Annotated in this window: 15 protein-coding genes; 5 read left to right on the top strand and 10 right to left on the bottom strand. The window is 60.5% G+C overall.

Translation table 11 applies throughout. From position 1 onward, the window contains the following. Positions 1 to 16: 16 nt before the first annotated feature. Together SK54_RS17580 and SK54_RS17585 are read right to left on the bottom strand one after the other, a co-directional pair. A complete protein-coding gene (locus SK54_RS17580) occupies positions 17 to 1,012 on the bottom strand; it encodes an ABC transporter permease (RefSeq protein ID WP_032103096.1) in 996 nt (331 codons plus the stop codon). Further along, the gene (locus SK54_RS17585; RefSeq protein ID WP_015571168.1) at positions 1,009 to 2,511 is read right to left on the bottom strand and encodes a sugar ABC transporter ATP-binding protein; all 1,503 of its coding nucleotides are present in this window, start codon (positions 2,509 to 2,511) and stop codon (positions 1,009 to 1,011) included. Before SK54_RS17585 ends, SK54_RS17580 begins: the two co-directional genes overlap by 4 nt. Before the next feature lie 159 nt (positions 2,512 to 2,670). Here SK54_RS17585 and SK54_RS17590 point away from each other — a divergent pair, with 159 nt between their 5' ends. From SK54_RS17590 to SK54_RS17605, 4 genes are all read left to right on the top strand, one after another. Continuing rightward, entirely contained in the window at positions 2,671 to 3,759 is a 1,089-nt protein-coding gene (locus tag SK54_RS17590; RefSeq protein ID WP_045334387.1) for an oxidoreductase, read from the top strand. A gap of 57 nt (positions 3,760 to 3,816) precedes the next feature. Continuing rightward, entirely contained in the window at positions 3,817 to 4,560 is a 744-nt protein-coding gene (locus SK54_RS17595) for an SDR family NAD(P)-dependent oxidoreductase (RefSeq protein WP_017382507.1), read from the top strand. A gap of 183 nt (positions 4,561 to 4,743) precedes the next feature. Beyond that, a complete protein-coding gene (locus tag SK54_RS17600) occupies positions 4,744 to 5,046 on the top strand; it encodes a type II toxin-antitoxin system RelE family toxin (protein ID WP_015571170.1) in 303 nt (100 codons plus the stop codon). Continuing rightward, positions 5,021 to 5,425 carry a helix-turn-helix domain-containing protein gene (locus SK54_RS17605; protein WP_048247677.1) on the top strand — a complete coding sequence of 135 codons (405 nt, stop codon included), beginning with the start codon at positions 5,021 to 5,023 and terminating at the stop codon, positions 5,423 to 5,425. The genes SK54_RS17600 and SK54_RS17605 overlap by 26 nt, the downstream gene beginning before the upstream one ends. Here SK54_RS17605 and SK54_RS17610 read toward each other — a convergent pair. The 7 genes from SK54_RS17610 to entC all read right to left on the bottom strand — a co-directional run bounded on the left by SK54_RS17610 (position 5,422) and on the right by entC (position 12,760). Next, positions 5,422 to 5,619, bottom strand: a complete 198-nt coding sequence (locus tag SK54_RS17610) for a YbdD/YjiX family protein (protein ID WP_006809671.1) — start codon at positions 5,617 to 5,619, stop codon at positions 5,422 to 5,424. The two genes, SK54_RS17605 and SK54_RS17610, sit on opposite strands and share 4 nt — an antisense overlap. A 60-nt stretch (positions 5,620 to 5,679) precedes the next feature. After that, positions 5,680 to 7,785: a pyruvate/proton symporter CstA gene (gene cstA / locus SK54_RS17615; protein ID WP_048247679.1), complete on the bottom strand. Its 2,106-nt coding sequence runs from the start codon at positions 7,783 to 7,785 to the stop codon at positions 5,680 to 5,682. Between the two features lie 149 nt (positions 7,786 to 7,934). Then, positions 7,935 to 8,348, bottom strand: a complete 414-nt coding sequence (gene entH / locus SK54_RS17620; protein WP_015571173.1) for a proofreading thioesterase EntH — start codon at positions 8,346 to 8,348, stop codon at positions 7,935 to 7,937. Next, entirely contained in the window at positions 8,348 to 9,100 is a 753-nt protein-coding gene (gene entA / locus SK54_RS17625; protein WP_015571174.1) for a 2,3-dihydro-2,3-dihydroxybenzoate dehydrogenase EntA, read from the bottom strand. The genes entH and entA overlap by 1 nt, the downstream gene beginning before the upstream one ends. After that, a complete protein-coding gene (locus SK54_RS17630) occupies positions 9,100 to 9,954 on the bottom strand; it encodes an isochorismatase (RefSeq protein ID WP_015571175.1) in 855 nt (284 codons plus the stop codon). Before SK54_RS17630 ends, entA begins: the two co-directional genes overlap by 1 nt. Positions 9,955 to 9,964: 10 nt before the next feature. After that, a complete protein-coding gene (gene entE / locus SK54_RS17635; protein ID WP_017382511.1) occupies positions 9,965 to 11,575 on the bottom strand; it encodes a (2,3-dihydroxybenzoyl)adenylate synthase EntE in 1,611 nt (536 codons plus the stop codon). 9 nt (positions 11,576 to 11,584) lie between these two features. Beyond that, on the bottom strand, positions 11,585 to 12,760 hold the full coding sequence (entC, locus tag SK54_RS17640) for an isochorismate synthase EntC (protein ID WP_039271372.1): 1,176 nt from the start codon (positions 12,758 to 12,760) through the stop codon (positions 11,585 to 11,587). Positions 12,761 to 12,947: 187 nt separating this feature from the next. Here entC and fepB point away from each other — a divergent pair, with 187 nt between their 5' ends. After that, the gene (fepB, locus tag SK54_RS17645; RefSeq protein WP_039271374.1) at positions 12,948 to 13,907 is read left to right on the top strand and encodes a Fe2+-enterobactin ABC transporter substrate-binding protein; all 960 of its coding nucleotides are present in this window, start codon (positions 12,948 to 12,950) and stop codon (positions 13,905 to 13,907) included. 77 nt (positions 13,908 to 13,984) lie between these two features. Here the strand turns inward: fepB and entS are convergent, their stop codons facing one another. Then, entirely contained in the window at positions 13,985 to 15,211 is a 1,227-nt protein-coding gene (gene entS, locus SK54_RS17650) for an enterobactin transporter EntS (RefSeq protein WP_017382514.1), read from the bottom strand. Positions 15,212 to 15,304 lie beyond the last annotated feature (93 nt).

The raw sequence follows: 15,304 nt of genomic DNA on the forward strand, positions 1-15,304 counted from the left end.
TTATCCCGTTGTGTTGTCAGCGTTTTTGTATGTAAGTAATCGCCAGTGCCATCGCGAGCACCAGCCCTTTTATAATGTCCATGGCGTAATACGGCACGGAGAGCATCACCAGCCCGTTCGACAGCACGCCGAGGATCACCGCCCCCACCAGCGTGCCCAACGCGTTCGGCTTGCCGGACCCGGCCAGCGAGAACCCGATCCACGCCGCCGCCACCGCATCCATCAGGTAGCCGCCCCCCGCATTCACCTGCGATGAACCGATACGCGAAGCCAGCAAAATTCCACCCAGTCCCGCCAGCAGCGAGGCGATCACGTAGGCCGCCACCTTGTAGCGCGTGGTGCGAATACCGGAGAGACGCGCGGCTTCCGGGTTGCCGCCAATGGCGTACATCCGGCGTCCGTGGGTGGTCAGCGACAGGCCAAGCTGCGCCAGAATCGTCACCACCAGCATGACGATCACAATGGTCGGCACCTGCCCCAGCAGGCTGAACGCCGCCGGAATGGTCCCTTCCGCCATGTCGCCGCTCGGCAGCACCATGTTCTCGGTAATCGACCCGCCGTAGCTGTAGGTCATCGCCACGCCCTGGATGACAAACAGGCTGGCAAGGGTCGCGAGCATGTCCGGAATGCGCAGGATGACGATCAGAAAGGCGTTAAACAGGCCGACCAGCGTGCAGAGCGCAAGGGTCAGCAGAATCGACTCGGTGGTGCCGAAGCCGTGCCAGACGAAAAGCGAAATCACCAGCGCGTTCGCCAGCGACGCGGTTGACCCCACCGAGAGATCGAACCCGCCGACGGTCAGCGAAATCGAGACGCCGATGGCAATCACCGTCACGATGGCAATCGAGCGCAGAATGTTGATGATGTTGTTCGGATCGAGGAAGCTGTCCGACGCCAGGCCAAACACCGCCACCAGCGCGACGACGGTCAACAGCATGCCCCACCTGTAGAGAAAATCGAAAATCTGCTGACGGCCAGACGCCGCCGCATTCACTGAAAGGGCCTTGCTCACGACGCCGTTCCTCCGGTTGAATAATAAAGTAGTGTCTCTTCCCGGGCCTCGGCCCCGGCGATTTCCGCCACGATGCGCCCGTCCCACAGTACGCAGATGCGGTCGCACAGCCCGACCAGCTCGGCGAACTCGCCCGAGGCGTAAATGACACCTTTGCCCTCGCGCGCCAGGCCGTCGATCAGCTGAAACAGATCGGTTTTGGCCTTCACGTCCACGCCTTTGGTCGGCTCGTCGAATATCAGCACGCTGGCGTCATTGCGCAGCCATTTGCCGATGGCGACCTTCTGCTGGTTACCGCCGGATAAGCGTCGCAGCACCTGCCCCGGCCCGCGCGTGCGCACGCCGACGCGGGCAATCACCTCTTCTGCCCAGCGCCACGCCTGACGATGACCAAACAGGCTCCAGCGCGAGAAGCTGTTATCGGCGCACACGGCAAGGTTCATGCTCACCGGCTCGTCGATAAAAATGCCCTCTTTGCGCCGCTCCTCCGGCACCAGCGCCAGACCGCGCAGTACCGAGTCTGCCGGATCGCGCGGTTTCCAGGCCTGATGGTTCAGCTCGCCGCGCGCTACGCGGCTTTTGCTGGCGCCAAACAGCGCCTTGCAGAGTTCCGTTTTCCCCGCCCCCGCCAGCCCGGCAATGCCGAGGATTTCACCTTTGCGCAGGTGCAGGGAGATATCTTTCAGCAGCGCATCGTCGTGCAGCCCTTCCACCCGCAGCAGCGTCTCCTCACCGTGCGGCGGGCGCGGGGGCGGATAGATATCGCTCAGCTCGTGGCCGAGCATCTTCTCAACAATCGCTTCGCCGCTCAGATCCGCCATCGGGCCGGACTCAATCAGCCTGCCGTCGCGCAGCACCGTCAGGGTGTCGCAGATGGCCTTCAGCTCGTGAATGCGGTGAGAGATAAACACCACGCCGATACCCTGCTGTTGCAGACGTCTTACTACCGCAAACAGACGCTCACTCTCGTGCGCGTCCAGCGGCGCGGTGGGCTCATCAAGGATGAGAAAACGGCAGTGGTGCGACAGCGCCCGCGCCAGCAAAATCTGCTGTTTTTCAGCCAGCGTGCAACTGTCGATGGAGCGGCGTACGTCGAGCGAAACATCCAGCTGCGCCAGCGCCTGCCGCGCCTGCTGGCGGATGTCGCGCCAGCTGTAGCGATGCCCCGGATGCGCCAGCTGGTCGAGCATGATGTTTTCGGCAATGCTTAACCCGGGAATGAGCGCAACATCCACCTCCTGCTGCACAAGGTGGATACCCAGCCGTTTGGCGTCCAGCGGCTCGCGGATACTTACCGGCTGGTTGTTAATGCAAATTTCGCCTTCATAACGATCGTGCGTCCCGCACAGCACCGCCATCAGCGTCGATTTCCCCGCGCCGTTGGCGCCGGTCAGCGCATGCACCGACCCGCCGTTCAGGGTGAAATCCACGCGCGACAGGGCCTGAAAGCCGGAAAAGGCCAGGCTGATACCGCGCATCTCAAGGCGACTGGAAACCATCCGCGTAAATCCTTCATTACTCTTCTGATTTAGCGAATTTTTCACAGCTCTTGTTGACTGACAACGACGTAAAAGGCATAAGTTAAAGCAAAATATTATTAGCCATCCGGATGTCCAGACATAACATCGGGTTAGCGCTTGCTAAAAAAGGACAACTTCATGAGCAACACCGATATCCGCGTCGTGCCCGGCCCGGCGAACTACTTCTCTCATCCGGGAAGCCTTGCCCACCTGGATGATTTCTTTACTCCGGAACAGCTTTCCCGCGCGGTGTGGATCTACGGCGAGCGGGCAATCGAGGGCGCACGCCCTTATCTGCCGCAGAGTTTTAACGCGACGGGGGCAAAACATCTGCTGTTTAAGGGCCATTGCAGCGAGCGTGACGTCACCCATCTGGTGAACGAGTCGGGTAGTGAAACCAGCGTGGTGATTGGCGTGGGCGGCGGTGCGGTAATGGATACCGTCAAGGCCGTGGCGCGTCGTCTGGGCGTGCCGTTCGTAGGCATTCCCACTATCGCCGCCACCTGCGCGGCGTGGACCCCGCTCTCCGTCTGGTACAACGATGCCGGTCAGGCGCTACAGTTTGAGATTTTTGACGACGCCAACTTTCTGGTGCTGGTGGAGCCGCAGATCATCCTTAACGCCCCGGCGGAATATCTGCTGGCGGGCATCGGCGATACGCTGGCGAAGTGGTACGAAGCGGCGGTGCTCGCCCCTCAACCTGAGAGTCTGCCGCTGACCGTGCGTCTTGGCCTGAACGGTGCGCTGGCGATCCGTGACGTGCTGCTGGCACGCAGCGAAGAAGCGCTTGCGGATCAGCAGCGCGGCGAACAGACGCAGGCGTTCCGGGACGTGGTGGATGCGATTATTGCCGGAGGCGGAATGGTCGGCGGTCTGGGTGAGCGCTATACCCGCGTGGCGGCGGCGCACGCGGTGCACAACGGCTTAACCGTGCTGCCGCAGACGGAAAAATACCTGCACGGCACCAAGGTGGCCTACGGCATTCTGGTGCAGAGCGCCCTGCTCGGTCAGGACGACGTGCTGGCGCAGCTGGTGGCGGCGTACCAGCGCTTCAATCTGCCGACCACGCTTCGCGAGCTGGACGTCGATATTCACAACCGCGACGAGCTGGATAAGGTCATTGCCCACACCCTGCGCCCGGTGGAGTCGATTCACTATCTGCCGGTGACGTTAACGCCTGAGGTGCTGCGCGCCGCGTTTGCGAAGGTGGAATCCTTCAGCCGTTAATCGCGCCGACGGGCTATACCTAATGATGATTCTCTCCACTCTCGTAACGAGGTCATCATGCAGATCGATTTAACAGGTAAAAAGGCGCTGGTTACTGGCGCCAGTCGTGGGCTGGGTCGGGCGATTGCGCTGTCGCTGGCACGCGCCGGTGCCGATGTGGTTATCACCTACGAAAAATCCGTCGATAAAGCCCAGCAGGTTGTCGATGAGATCAACGCGCTGGGGCGACACGGCGAGGCGATTCAGGCCGACAGCGCCAGCGCGCAGGCGATTCAGGATGCGGTCACGCAGGCGGCGCGCTCCCTCGGCGGGCTGGATATTCTGGTCAATAACGCCGGGATTGCGCGCGGCGGCCCGCTGGAGTCCATGACCCTGGCGGACATCGACGCTCTGATCAACGTCAACATCCGCGGCGTGGTGATCGCCATTCAGGAAGCGCTGGTGCATATGTCTGACGGCGGACGCATCATCAACATCGGTAGCTGTCTGGCGAACCGCGTGGCACAGCCGGGGATCGCCGTCTACTCGATGACCAAGTCTGCCCTTAACTCCCTCACCCGAGGTCTGGCCCGCGATTTAGGCCCGCGCGGCATTACCGTCAACCTGGTCCACCCCGGCCCGACCAACAGCGATATGAACCCGGAAGACGGCGAGCAGGCTGACTCTCAGCGTCAGCTTATTGCCCTGGGCCATTACGGCCAGCCGGAGGATATCGCAGCGGCGGTCACCTTCCTCGCCAGCCCGGCTGCGGGGCAAATTTCCGGCACCGGTCTGGATGTCGACGGCGGTCTGAACGCCTGATCGCAAATTTACTGTATGCCTCTGTCGCCCGGCAGAGGCCTGTTCGAGCCGCCTCGACGATTCGCGGTTTGCCGCTTTCTCGCGGTTTTTCTCCGCTCTACAGTAACCCATAAGAAATTCGGAATTTATCTAATAGTCTTATTATTTCCTTATATTTTGTGTGGGCGTACAGTGGAGGTACGGATGAAGATTGTCTGGTCAAAGACCGCTGAGAAGCAATTTTCTAAAATCGATACGCGATATCAGAACCGCATTAAATTCAGGCTGGAGAAGATGGATGATAAAACATCACCTGTCGCGGATATCAAGAAATTATCATCTCCCGAAAACCACTACAGGCTGCGATTAGGTGATTACAGGGTAATTTACACCTTCGGGGATCCGCCGGGTGATATCTGCTACGTAGTGGCGGTTAAACGCCGGACAACAACCACCTACCTTCATGAGGAGCATACGGAATATGACTGTTCAGTTCATAAAGGATAAAGAAGGGAAAAAACAGTATGTTGTCATTCCTTATAGTGAATATTTTCGCATGCGTTTAGCCACGCTTGAGTATGACGATGAGGATGAAAGCGACTGGGAAGACATCCCTTATGAATCAGATATCTACGATAACGTAGGTTTACCGGGGGAAGTGTGCGACGTCATGCATAACGAGAACGTCAGCCTACAGGCCGCCTGGCGCATTTTACGCGGCATGTCCCAGCAGGAGGTGGCGGAGAAGCTTGGCATCAGCCAGTCCGTCGTGTCACAGCTGGAAGCGCTGGACTCCCGACCGCAAAAGCGCACCCGCGAAAAGCTGGCGGCAATTTACGGCTGTAAACAGGAGCAGATCAGCCTCTATTTACCAAAAGAGGGTTAACAGCACTTCGCCCCGCCCTTGCCGCCGTAGCGGGCGTCCTGACGGTCGCGGAAAAATTCTTCGTAGGTCATGGGCGTCTGGTCCGGGTGGTTGACGCGCATATGCTCGACGTAGTTGTCGTAATCCGGCACGCCAATCATCATTTTAGCGGCCTGGCCCAGGTATTTACCTGCTTTGGAAAGGGTGTCGAACATAGTTCTGATCTCACAGGAAATGTAGGCCGGGTAAGGCGAAGCCGCCACCCGGCACACGGGTTAATGCGCCCCTTTCGCCTGGGTGACAATCTCGTCCAGGTTCTCAGGCATTGGCTCATACGGCGTCTCTTTCGCCGTCGGTGTGTCGAGTTTCAGCGCCGCCAGCGCGGTTTTCAGAGAATACAACGCCAGCACCACAACCACCACCATAAAGAAGATGGTCAGCCCGGCGTCCAGACGGTTGTTAAACACCAGCTGCGACAGCTGCGACTCGGTGTACTGCGCCGGGATCTTACCGCTGTCGATCATCGCCTGGAACTTGTTGGCGATCGCCAGGAAGCCCACCTTGTTGTCCGGGCTGAAGGCTTTCTGCCAGCCCGCGGTCAGGGTACAGATCAGCAGCCACGCCGTTGGCACCAGCGCCACCCATGCGTAACGCTGGCGCTTCATCTTGAACAGGACTACGGCACAGAGCATCAGGGCCATGCCCGCCAGCATCTGGTTGGCGATACCGAACAGCGGCCACAGGGTGTTAATCCCGCCGAGCGGATCGACCACGCCCTGATGCAGGAAGTAGCCCCACGCCAGCACGCACAGCGCCGTCGCCAGCAGGTTAGCCGGGAGTGAATCGGTACGCTTCAGGTTCGGGGAGATCACCCCCAGCAGATCCTGCAACATAAAGCGCGCCGCACGCGTACCGGCATCCACCGCCGTCAGAATAAACAGCGCCTCGAACAGAATGGCGAAGTGATACCAGAACGAGACATCCATCAGCCCGCCCAGCGCGCCGTGCAGAATGTAGGCCATGCCCACCGCCAGCGTTGGCGCCCCGCCTGCGCGGGAGATAATTGACTGCTCGCCGACCTCATTAGCGATATGCGTCAACGTTTCAGGGGTAATCGTAAAGCCCCAGCCGCTGACCACCTGCGCGGCAGAGGCAACCACGTCAACGGTGCCGGCCGGGGCCAGTACCGCCATTGGGCTGTTCATCGCAAAGTAAACGCCCGGGTCAATAATACAGGCCGAAACCAGCGCCATAATCGCCACGAAGGATTCCATCAGCATGCCGCCGTAGCCAATCAGGCAGGCCTGATTTTCATTCGCCAGCATCTTCGGCGTGGTTCCGGAGGCGATCAGCGCGTGGAAGCCCGACACCGCGCCGCAGGCGATGGTGATAAATAGGAACGGGAACAGGTTACCGGTCCAGACCGGGCCGGTGCCGTCAATAAATTTGGTCAGCGCAGGCATGGTCAGGGTCGGGCGCATAATCAGAATGCCGATCGCCAGCCCGACGATGGTGCCGATTTTCAGGAAGGTAGAGAGGTAGTCACGCGGGGCCAGCAGCAGCCACACCGGCAGCACCGCCGCCACAAAGCCATAGCCCACCAGCATCCAGGTCAGCTGCACGCCGGTGAAGTCGAAGAACGGCGCCCAGGTCGGGCTTTCCGCTACCCAGCCGCCGGAGATAATGGCAAACACCAGGAACACCAGGCCAATAACTGAAACTTCACCAATGCGCCCCGGACGCAGATAGCGGATATAGATCCCCATAAACAGCGCCAGCGGAATGGTGAAGGCGACGGTATAGGTTCCCCACGGGCTGTGGGTCAAGGCTTTCACCACGATCATCGCCAGCACCGCGAGGATGATCACCATGATCATAAAGGTCGCCACCAGCGCAATCACCCCGGCGGTTGCGCCCATCTCCTCTTTCACCAGCTCACCCAGTGAACGACCGTCGCGGCGGGTGGAGACGAACAGCACCATGAAGTCCTGCACCGCGCCCGCCAGCACCACCCCCGCGAGGATCCAGATCATCCCTGGCAGGTAGCCCATCTGCGCGGCCAGTACCGGCCCCACCAGCGGGCCTGCCCCGGCAATCGCCGCGAAATGGTGACCGAACAGCACTTTTTTATCGGTCGGCACGTAGTCCAGACCGTCGTTATGACGCACGGCCGGCGTCATGCGCGTGCCGTCTACGCCCAGTACCGTCTTAGCGATATAGCGGCCATAAAAACGGTATGCGATCAGATAAATGCAGACGGAGGCGACGACGATCCACAGCGCGTTGATCTGCTCCCCCCGGTTGAGGGCGATATAGCCCAGGGCAAAGGCTCCCACCACGGAGAGCACCGCCCACGTAAGGTATTTCCCTGAGTTGTTCATAGTTGTTGTCCGTTGTTGTGAAACAGTGAGATGTTACATTTTGTTTCTAGAACAACGGATAAAATTTAACAACTTTGAAACGCAATAATGCGTGGTCAAACCAGAGATTTACACCACAGTGTTAAGCCGATCACTTTCAGCTGAATGACTTACCCCAACACCATCGTACTCAACCGACAGGTACAGCACCGCCGCCCCTGCTCGTCGAACACCACGATCTCCCAGCTCTGGCTGGAACGGCCCAGATGCAGCGGCTGACACACGCCGCGTACCTTACCGTGAGAGACCGCGCGGTGGTGCGTGGCATTCAGTTCCGTGCCCACCACGTTCTGCCCGTCACGGGTCATCAGAAAACCGGCCATTGAGCCCAGCGTTTCCGCCAGCGCCGCCGAGGCGCCGCCATGCAGCAGGCCAAACGGCTGGTGGGTGCGGGCATCCACCGGCATCTCTGCTTCCAGCGTATCGTCCCCGAGGCGGGTATAGACGATGCCAAGGTGCCCCACCATCGTATTCAGGCTGGTGGCGTTCAGCTCCTCGAGCGTTAAATGACGTTTCCAGATCATTACGCCCCCAGCGTGGAGCCGCCGTCCACCACGATATCCTGCAAGGTGATATGGCTGGCGGCATCGGATGCCAGGAACAGCACGGTCGCAGCAATCTCCTGTGGACGGGCAATTTTACCGAGCGGAATGCCGAGCTTGAACTGCTCGCCAAAGCCGCGAATGCGCCGCTGTTCCGCATCATCGCTGGTCCACAGGGTGCGCTGCATGTCGGTATCCGTTGAACCCGGCGACACCAGGTTACAGCGTACGCCGCTGCCCGCCAGTTCCAGCCCGACGGTCAGCGCCAGGCTTTTCAGCGCCGCTTTCGACGCGCCGTAGGCGCTCATGCCGATGCGCGGCGTGTGCGCCGCGTCAGAGGCCACCGTCACAATCGCCCCCCCCTGCTGATGACGGAACTGGCCCATCGTCTGCTGGAACAGGTTGAACGCGCCGCCGACGTTGACCGCAAAGGTCTGCTGCCAGTCCTCCTGCGAGAGCTGATCCGTCGCGCCCATACGCAGAATGCCCGCCGCGTTAACCAGCACATCGAGCCGCTCAAGGCTGCTGAGCAAACGCCCGCAGACGTCACTCGCCTGCGCCGCATCCGCCACGTCCAGCGTTTCGGTGGCAAACGGATATTCGCCGTGAGGGAAAGCCAGATCGAACCCGGTCACCTGCGCCCCGGCCTCCACAAATGCCAGCGCGGTCGCATAACCAATGCCCTTACCCGCGCCCGTCACCCAGACCGTTTTACCGGTGAAATCAAAAGCCATCACTTCACCTCGCGGGAGAGCAGCGCCCACCAGGCATCGAGGGTCGGATTTTTTGCCAGCATCACGAAATCAATGTCGCCGTGCACTTTGCGCCAGCGGGCGGCCAGCGCCATCATGCGCACTGAATCCAGACCGTAGTCGATCAGGTTTTCGTCATCCATCGGCTCGTCGGACTCGTCCAGCAGCGGCAGGATCAGCTCACGCAGCGCGGCTTTCGTTGTCGGAACGGACGGCAGCAGTTCGTCGGTCATCACCACGCGGCCCGAACGTCCTGCCACGTATTTCAGCGACATCAGGTGCTCGTCGCGGGTGAAATCCGCCAGCGCGTCGGCGATAAAGAACGGTTTGATGTCGCGCATAAAGGCGTCGGTGGCGGTGGTCATGCAGCCGATGTGGGCGTACACGCCGGTGATCAAAAGCTGGTTGCGCCCGGTCTCTTTAAGCATCTGCTCCAGCGGCGAGCGGTGAAACGCGCTGTAGCGCCACTTCACCAGCACGGTGTCCGCTTCGTCCGGGGTCAGCTCAGCGACGATGCGCTGCTGCTCCGGCGAGCGAGTCAGGCCCGGCCCCCACATATCGTTCAGCAGGGCGCGGTCTTCATCGCTCTGATCTTTCGGCTGCGCGGTGTAGTACACCGGAATATTGTGCTCTTTGCAGTACGCGCGCAGTTTAGCGATGTTCGCCACTACCTGCTGCATCATGTCGCTATTTTCGCCCCAGAAGTTCAGGAAATACTCCTGCATATCGTGGATCAGCAGCGCGGCGCGCTCCGGTTCAAACGCCCAGTTCACTTTACTGGTCGGCAGTTCGGCGGCGGTTGGCAGCGCGTATGCGGTTAATTTTGGAATGGCCATTATCTGTTCCTCAGCCCCGGGCGCGTTCAGCAAGCCACAGGCGCAACTGTTTCTTATCAACTTTGCCGACCGGCGTGAGCGGAAGCGCATCCACGCTCTCCACGCGGTCCGGCAGCTTAAATTCGGCGACGCCCTGCTCGCGCAGGAAGCGGCGCACCTCCACCGCGCGCAGGGGCTGTTTCACCACCAGGTACGCGCAGCTTTTTTCGCCCAGCAGGCTGTCTTCCATGCTCACCAGCGCGGCGTGGATCACCGCGTCGTGGCGCAGCAGCAGGTTTTCGATCTCTTCGGCGGCGATCTTCTCGCCACCGCGGTTGATCTGATCTTTCTCGCGCCCCTGCACGGTGATGTAACCCTGCTCATCGATGGCGATCAGATCGCCCGAGCAGTAGAAACCGTTGGCATCAAAGGCGCTGGCGTTGTGTTCCGGGCTATTGAAATAGCCGCGGAAGGTGTAAGGGCCGCGCGTCATCAGACGCCCGACTTCCCCGCGCGGCAGCGGGTTGCCGTCCTCGTCCGCCACCCACACTTCATCGTCCGGGCACATCGGGCGGCCCTGGGTATTGATGATGCGCTCCGGCGCATCGTCGAGGGCGGTGTAGTTCACCAGCCCTTCCGCCATGCCAAACACCTGCTGAAGCTGGCAGCCAATTTCCGCCGGAATACGTGCCGCAAGCGTGGCGGAGAGACGTGCGCCGCCTACCTGGAGCAGTTCGAGGGATTTCAGCTGGGCGTTCCCCGCGCCGTCGGCAATCGCCTGCAACCACAGGCTGACCGCGGGCGGCACCAGTGAGGTGACGTTTATCTGATGCTGCTCAATCAGCGGGAAGCAGAGCGTGGCGCTCGGATCGTTAGCCAGCACCACGCAGCCGCCCGCCGTGAAAACGCCTAACGATCCCGGCGAGCTCATGGCGTAGTTATGCGCCGCAGGAAGCGCGTTCAGATAGCGGGTGTGCGCAGTGATACCGCAGATTTCGTTGCTGCGACGGATGCTGTAGTCGTAGTCGTTGTGCGTACGCGGGATCAGCTTCGGCGTGCCGGTGCTGCCGCCGGAGAGCTGGAAGAACGCCACTTCGTCGGCGGGCGTCGGGTTCGGGATGAAATTGTCCGCCGGGCGTGCAATCGCCGCCTCCAGCGCGTGTTCGCCCTTATCGCCGCGTAGCAGCACAACGCGTACCGAGCGATGCGCATCCACAAAGGTATTGAGAAAATCATCACCCGCGAACAGCGTGTGGTCGCGATCGGCAATCAGCACGGCGGGTTTGATCTGCTCCGCGTAGGCGTTGAGTTCGCTGCGCTGATGGCTAAAGAGCGCGTTGACCGGTGCGACGCCGATTTGCAGCAGCGCGAAGAAGGTGATGTAGAACTCGGCCACGTTGCCGAGCTGCACCAGCGCTGTCTCGCCGCGATGCAGCCCCTGCGCCTGAAGGACAGACGCCAGATTCGTCACCGCCTGATTAAACGCGCGGTAGGTGATGCGGCGATCGCCGTCAATTATCGCGACCGCATCGTTGTCCGCATGGTCCGTCAGGATGTGGGTCAGAGGCAGATCCTGCCAGTAGCCTTTTTCACGGTAGCGGCGGGCAAAATCCTCAGGCCAGCGGGTAAAAGGGATGGTCATGAGTATTCCTTAGTGCAAACCAAACACGTTGAGCATGGTGGAGAGCTTCACGCCCGTCTCGCGCCACTCGCCCACCGGGGAGGAAGCAGGCACAATACCCGCGCCGGCAAACAGGCGAACGGTATTCTGATGCAGCCGCGCGCAGCGGATAGTTACCACCCACTCGCCGTTACCTTCGCTGTCGCACCAGCCGACGATGCCGCCGAACAGCTCACGATCGAACGGCTCCAGCTCGGCAATCAGCTCTTTTGCCGCCTGATGCGGGAAGCCGCTTAGCGCTGGCGTCGGGTGCAGCAGACAGGCCAGCGTCAGGGCGTTCTCGTTTTCACGCGCGTCACCTTCTACCGGCGTCGCCAGATGCCACAGCGTCGGGGTGGTGATGAGCTGCGGGGAAGCCGGCATGGTCAGATGATGGCTGCGCGGTTCCAGAATGGTTTTCATCGCCTGCGTTACCAGGTCGTGCTCGTGACGGTCTTTTTCGGAGGCCAGCAGCTTAGTGCCCGCTTCGCGATCCAGCACATCGTCCGGCTGACGGCGCGCAGAGCCCGCCAGCGGCAGCGAGCTAAAGTGCGCGCCCTCTTTACGCAGCAGCAGTTCCGGGCTGGCGCCCAGCAGCACGCCGCCGTCTTCCAGCGGTACGTGGAAGTTAAAGCTCGCCGGGTTCTGGGCGATAAGACGCTCCATCAGCGCGCTGCTATCAATCTGTTTGTCGGTGGCGATATCAATCAGGCGCGACAGCACCACCTTATTCACCTGCGGCGTGGCGGTGAGCGACGCGGCGCGAGCGACCATCTCCTCGAAAACCGGCTGCGGCGGGATCTCGGTGCGTTGTTGCACGTTCAGCGTCTGCGCGCCGGAGGCGTAGCGTGCGGACTGCTGACGCGCCGGGCGGGAGAAGGTTTGCCAGCGTTGCGGAATAAACAGCGATGACGGTTTGCGGGTATCGAAGGGGATCGCCCCTACCATCACCGGATGGGCAATGCCGCTGTTTTTCGCATTCTGGAAAGCCTGAGCTAATTTCTGCTGAAAGGGGCCCGCCGGATCGTCACCGCCGACGGCGGGTTCAGAAAAACGGGCAAAACAGCCTGACGTGGTAAAACTGCGATAGGGCGACATATAGAAAAAGCTGTCTGATTGCAGCGTGGTCGCGGTGTGCTGAAGGTCCTCAGCCAATGACGTATCCATATCATCCTCCTAAAATGATAAAAGCAGTAATAATGATTATCATTTATATTTTCGTCGGCTAACCTAATCCCACATCGCCCTGGTGTCAACCGCAGAGCAAACAACTTGTGCGACTAACGCTTGCATACCTTCCCCGCAATCATGAAAATGAGAAGCATTAACTTCAACAAAAACAGGATGCCGCTCTGTGAAACTCCCTGCCGTTTGCCGTAATGCCTTTCTTTTAACAGGACTTTTTGTTTTAGGACTAACCTCAGCGACGGCCGCCGACTGGCCGCGTCAGGTTACAGACAGCCGCGGCGTTCATACGCTTGAGAGCAAACCGACGCGCATTGTTTCCACCAGCGTGACCCTAACCGGCTCCCTGCTGGCCATTGACGCCCCGGTTATTGCCAGCGGAGCCACCACGCCAAACAACCGCGTGGCGGATGCACAGGGCTTTTTACGTCAGTGGGGCGATATCGCGAAACAGCGTAAGGTTGCCCGGCTGTACATCGGCGAGCCGAGCGCCGAAGCGGTCGCGGCCCAGATGCCGGACCTGATTTTGATCAGCGCCACCGGCGGGGATTCCGCGCTGGCACTCTACGATCAGCTTTCCGCCATCGCCCCGACGCTTATCATTAACTACGACGACAAAAGCTGGCAGGAACTGCTGACCCAGTTGGGGACGATCACCGGGCAGGAAAAACAGGCCGCAGAGCGCATCGCTGCCTTCGATAAACAGCTCGCCCAGGTGAAGCAGCAGATGAAGCTGCCGCCGCAGCCGGTGAACGCCATCGTCTACACCGCCGCGGCGCACACGGCGAACCTGTGGACGACAGACTCGGCTCAGGGCAAGCTGCTGCACCAGCTGGGCTTCACGCTGGCGGCGTTACCTGATGGATTGCACACCTCGAAAAGCCAGGGCAAGCGTCACGACATTATTCAGCTGGGCGGGGAAAACCTGGCGACGGGGCTGAACGGCGAAGGGCTGTTCGTGTTTGCCGGCGACCAGAAAGACGTGGACGCGATTTACGCCAATCCGCTGCTGGCGCATCTGCCGTCGGTCAAGAACAAGCGTGTCTGGGCGCTGGGAACGGAGACGTTCCGCCTGGATTATTACAGCGCGATGTTGGTGTTGCAGCGTTTGAATTCAATTTTTAAATAAGAGGCACGTTTCCCGTAGGCCCGGTAAGCGCAGCGCCACCGGGCTTTTTGTCGGGTGGCGGCTACGCCTTACCCGACCTACAGGTTCTGCCTGAACCGACGCAACTCCACCAAAACCGCCAATAAAATTACGCCAACCACGGCTAACACAAACCCGCTGCTGCTCGCCGACGCCACCGGGGTCATTATCGCCCCCAGCCCGCCGAGGATCGCTGCGCCAATCGCATCGCCCGTGACGTTCTGCGCCGTCCACAGGCCGTTAATGCGCCCGAGCATCCCTTCCGGCGTCTGGGTCTGGATCAGGGTGTACTGTAAAAGAGAGCTGACCGCGCTCAGCCAGCCAAAAATCACCAGACACATCACCCCCAGCGCCCACACCGGCATCAGGCTGAAGAAACCAATCGCGATAAACGAGGCCAGCGTCGCCACCAGCATGATTAACCCCGGTCTCGCGCTCTGCGCCAGGTTTCCGCTGGTCAGCGCCCCGCACGCGGCGCCGAGCGGAATGGCGGCGTACAGCACGCCAATCTCTGAGGCGCTCATCTGCCACTCGCCCGCCAGCGCCGGGTACAGCACGCGCACGGCGCTCGCCATCGTCAGCAGGCCGCCGAGCAGCGCAATGCCGCCAATCAGCGGGTTGCTGAACAGAAAACGAATCGCGGCCATCAGGGACTTCAGCGGATGCTCGCGCGGCTGCGGCGGCGGTGGCAGGAGCGGCAGACGCAGCAGCGTCAGGGTGGTGATAAAGGTTCCCGCCGCGGCAAGGCCGTAGTTCCACGCCACGTTGCCGGTCGCCAGTAGCAGGCCGCCGACCATCGGCGAAATCACCGATCCCAGACGCACGGTGAGCATGGTGATCGCCCCCGCCTGCATCAGGTTCTCGCGCCCGACCAGCGCGGGCGTGGCCGCCAGCAGCGCCGTCACGCCTAACGAGGCAAAAAAGCCGTCCCACAGGCCCAGGGCATAAATCGCCATCAGCGACGGCTCCGGCAGCATTGCGTTCAGACACAGCCCGACAAAGCCCACCCCGCAGGTGCCGCGCGCCAGCAGGATCAGTTTTTTACGCTCGTAGCGGTCCGCCAGCACGCCGCCCACCATCAGGCCGATAAACATCGCCCCGCCGGTTAAGGTGACGGATAACCCCACCAGCCAGCTGGAGTGGGTCATGGTCTGGATCTGTACCGGCACGGCGACCCCGAGCAGGCCGAGGGATAAAATGGAGATAAAGCGGGCGATAAAAACCGCTCGAAACGCCGGGTGCGTTTTCAGCAGGCTGAGGTTGAGCAGCCAGGATTTTTGATTCATGACAAGGCCTTGAGGTATCGGTCTACCATTTCCATGGGCGCACATGCTAACATAGCCAAATAAGATAGATAACGATAATTACTATCATTATCA

The organism is Enterobacter sp. MGH120, from assembly GCF_001037725.1.
Lineage (GTDB): Bacteria > Pseudomonadota > Gammaproteobacteria > Enterobacterales > Enterobacteriaceae > Enterobacter > Enterobacter hormaechei_C.

Excerpts from the sequence above, each read along its gene's own strand:
- SK54_RS17585 (WP_015571168.1), bottom strand. The coding sequence starts at position 2,511 with ATGGTTTCCAGTCGCCTTGAGATGCGCGGTATCAGCCTGGCCTTTTCC.
- SK54_RS17590 (WP_045334387.1), top strand. The coding sequence starts at position 2,671 with ATGAGCAACACCGATATCCGCGTCGTGCCCGGCCCGGCGAACTACTTC.
- SK54_RS17595 (WP_017382507.1), top strand. The coding sequence starts at position 3,817 with ATGCAGATCGATTTAACAGGTAAAAAGGCGCTGGTTACTGGCGCCAGT.
- SK54_RS17600 (WP_015571170.1), top strand. The coding sequence starts at position 4,744 with ATGAAGATTGTCTGGTCAAAGACCGCTGAGAAGCAATTTTCTAAAATC.
- SK54_RS17605 (WP_048247677.1), top strand. The coding sequence starts at position 5,021 with ATGACTGTTCAGTTCATAAAGGATAAAGAAGGGAAAAAACAGTATGTT.
- SK54_RS17610 (WP_006809671.1), bottom strand. The coding sequence starts at position 5,619 with ATGTTCGACACCCTTTCCAAAGCAGGTAAATACCTGGGCCAGGCCGCT.
- cstA (WP_048247679.1), bottom strand. The coding sequence starts at position 7,785 with ATGAACAACTCAGGGAAATACCTTACGTGGGCGGTGCTCTCCGTGGTG.
- entH (WP_015571173.1), bottom strand. The coding sequence starts at position 8,348 with ATGATCTGGAAACGTCATTTAACGCTCGAGGAGCTGAACGCCACCAGC.
- entA (WP_015571174.1), bottom strand. The coding sequence starts at position 9,100 with ATGGCTTTTGATTTCACCGGTAAAACGGTCTGGGTGACGGGCGCGGGT.
- SK54_RS17630 (WP_015571175.1), bottom strand. The coding sequence starts at position 9,954 with ATGGCCATTCCAAAATTAACCGCATACGCGCTGCCAACCGCCGCCGAA.
- entE (WP_017382511.1), bottom strand. The coding sequence starts at position 11,575 with ATGACCATCCCTTTTACCCGCTGGCCTGAGGATTTTGCCCGCCGCTAC.
- entC (WP_039271372.1), bottom strand. The coding sequence starts at position 12,760 with ATGGATACGTCATTGGCTGAGGACCTTCAGCACACCGCGACCACGCTG.
- entS (WP_017382514.1), bottom strand. The coding sequence starts at position 15,211 with ATGAATCAAAAATCCTGGCTGCTCAACCTCAGCCTGCTGAAAACGCAC.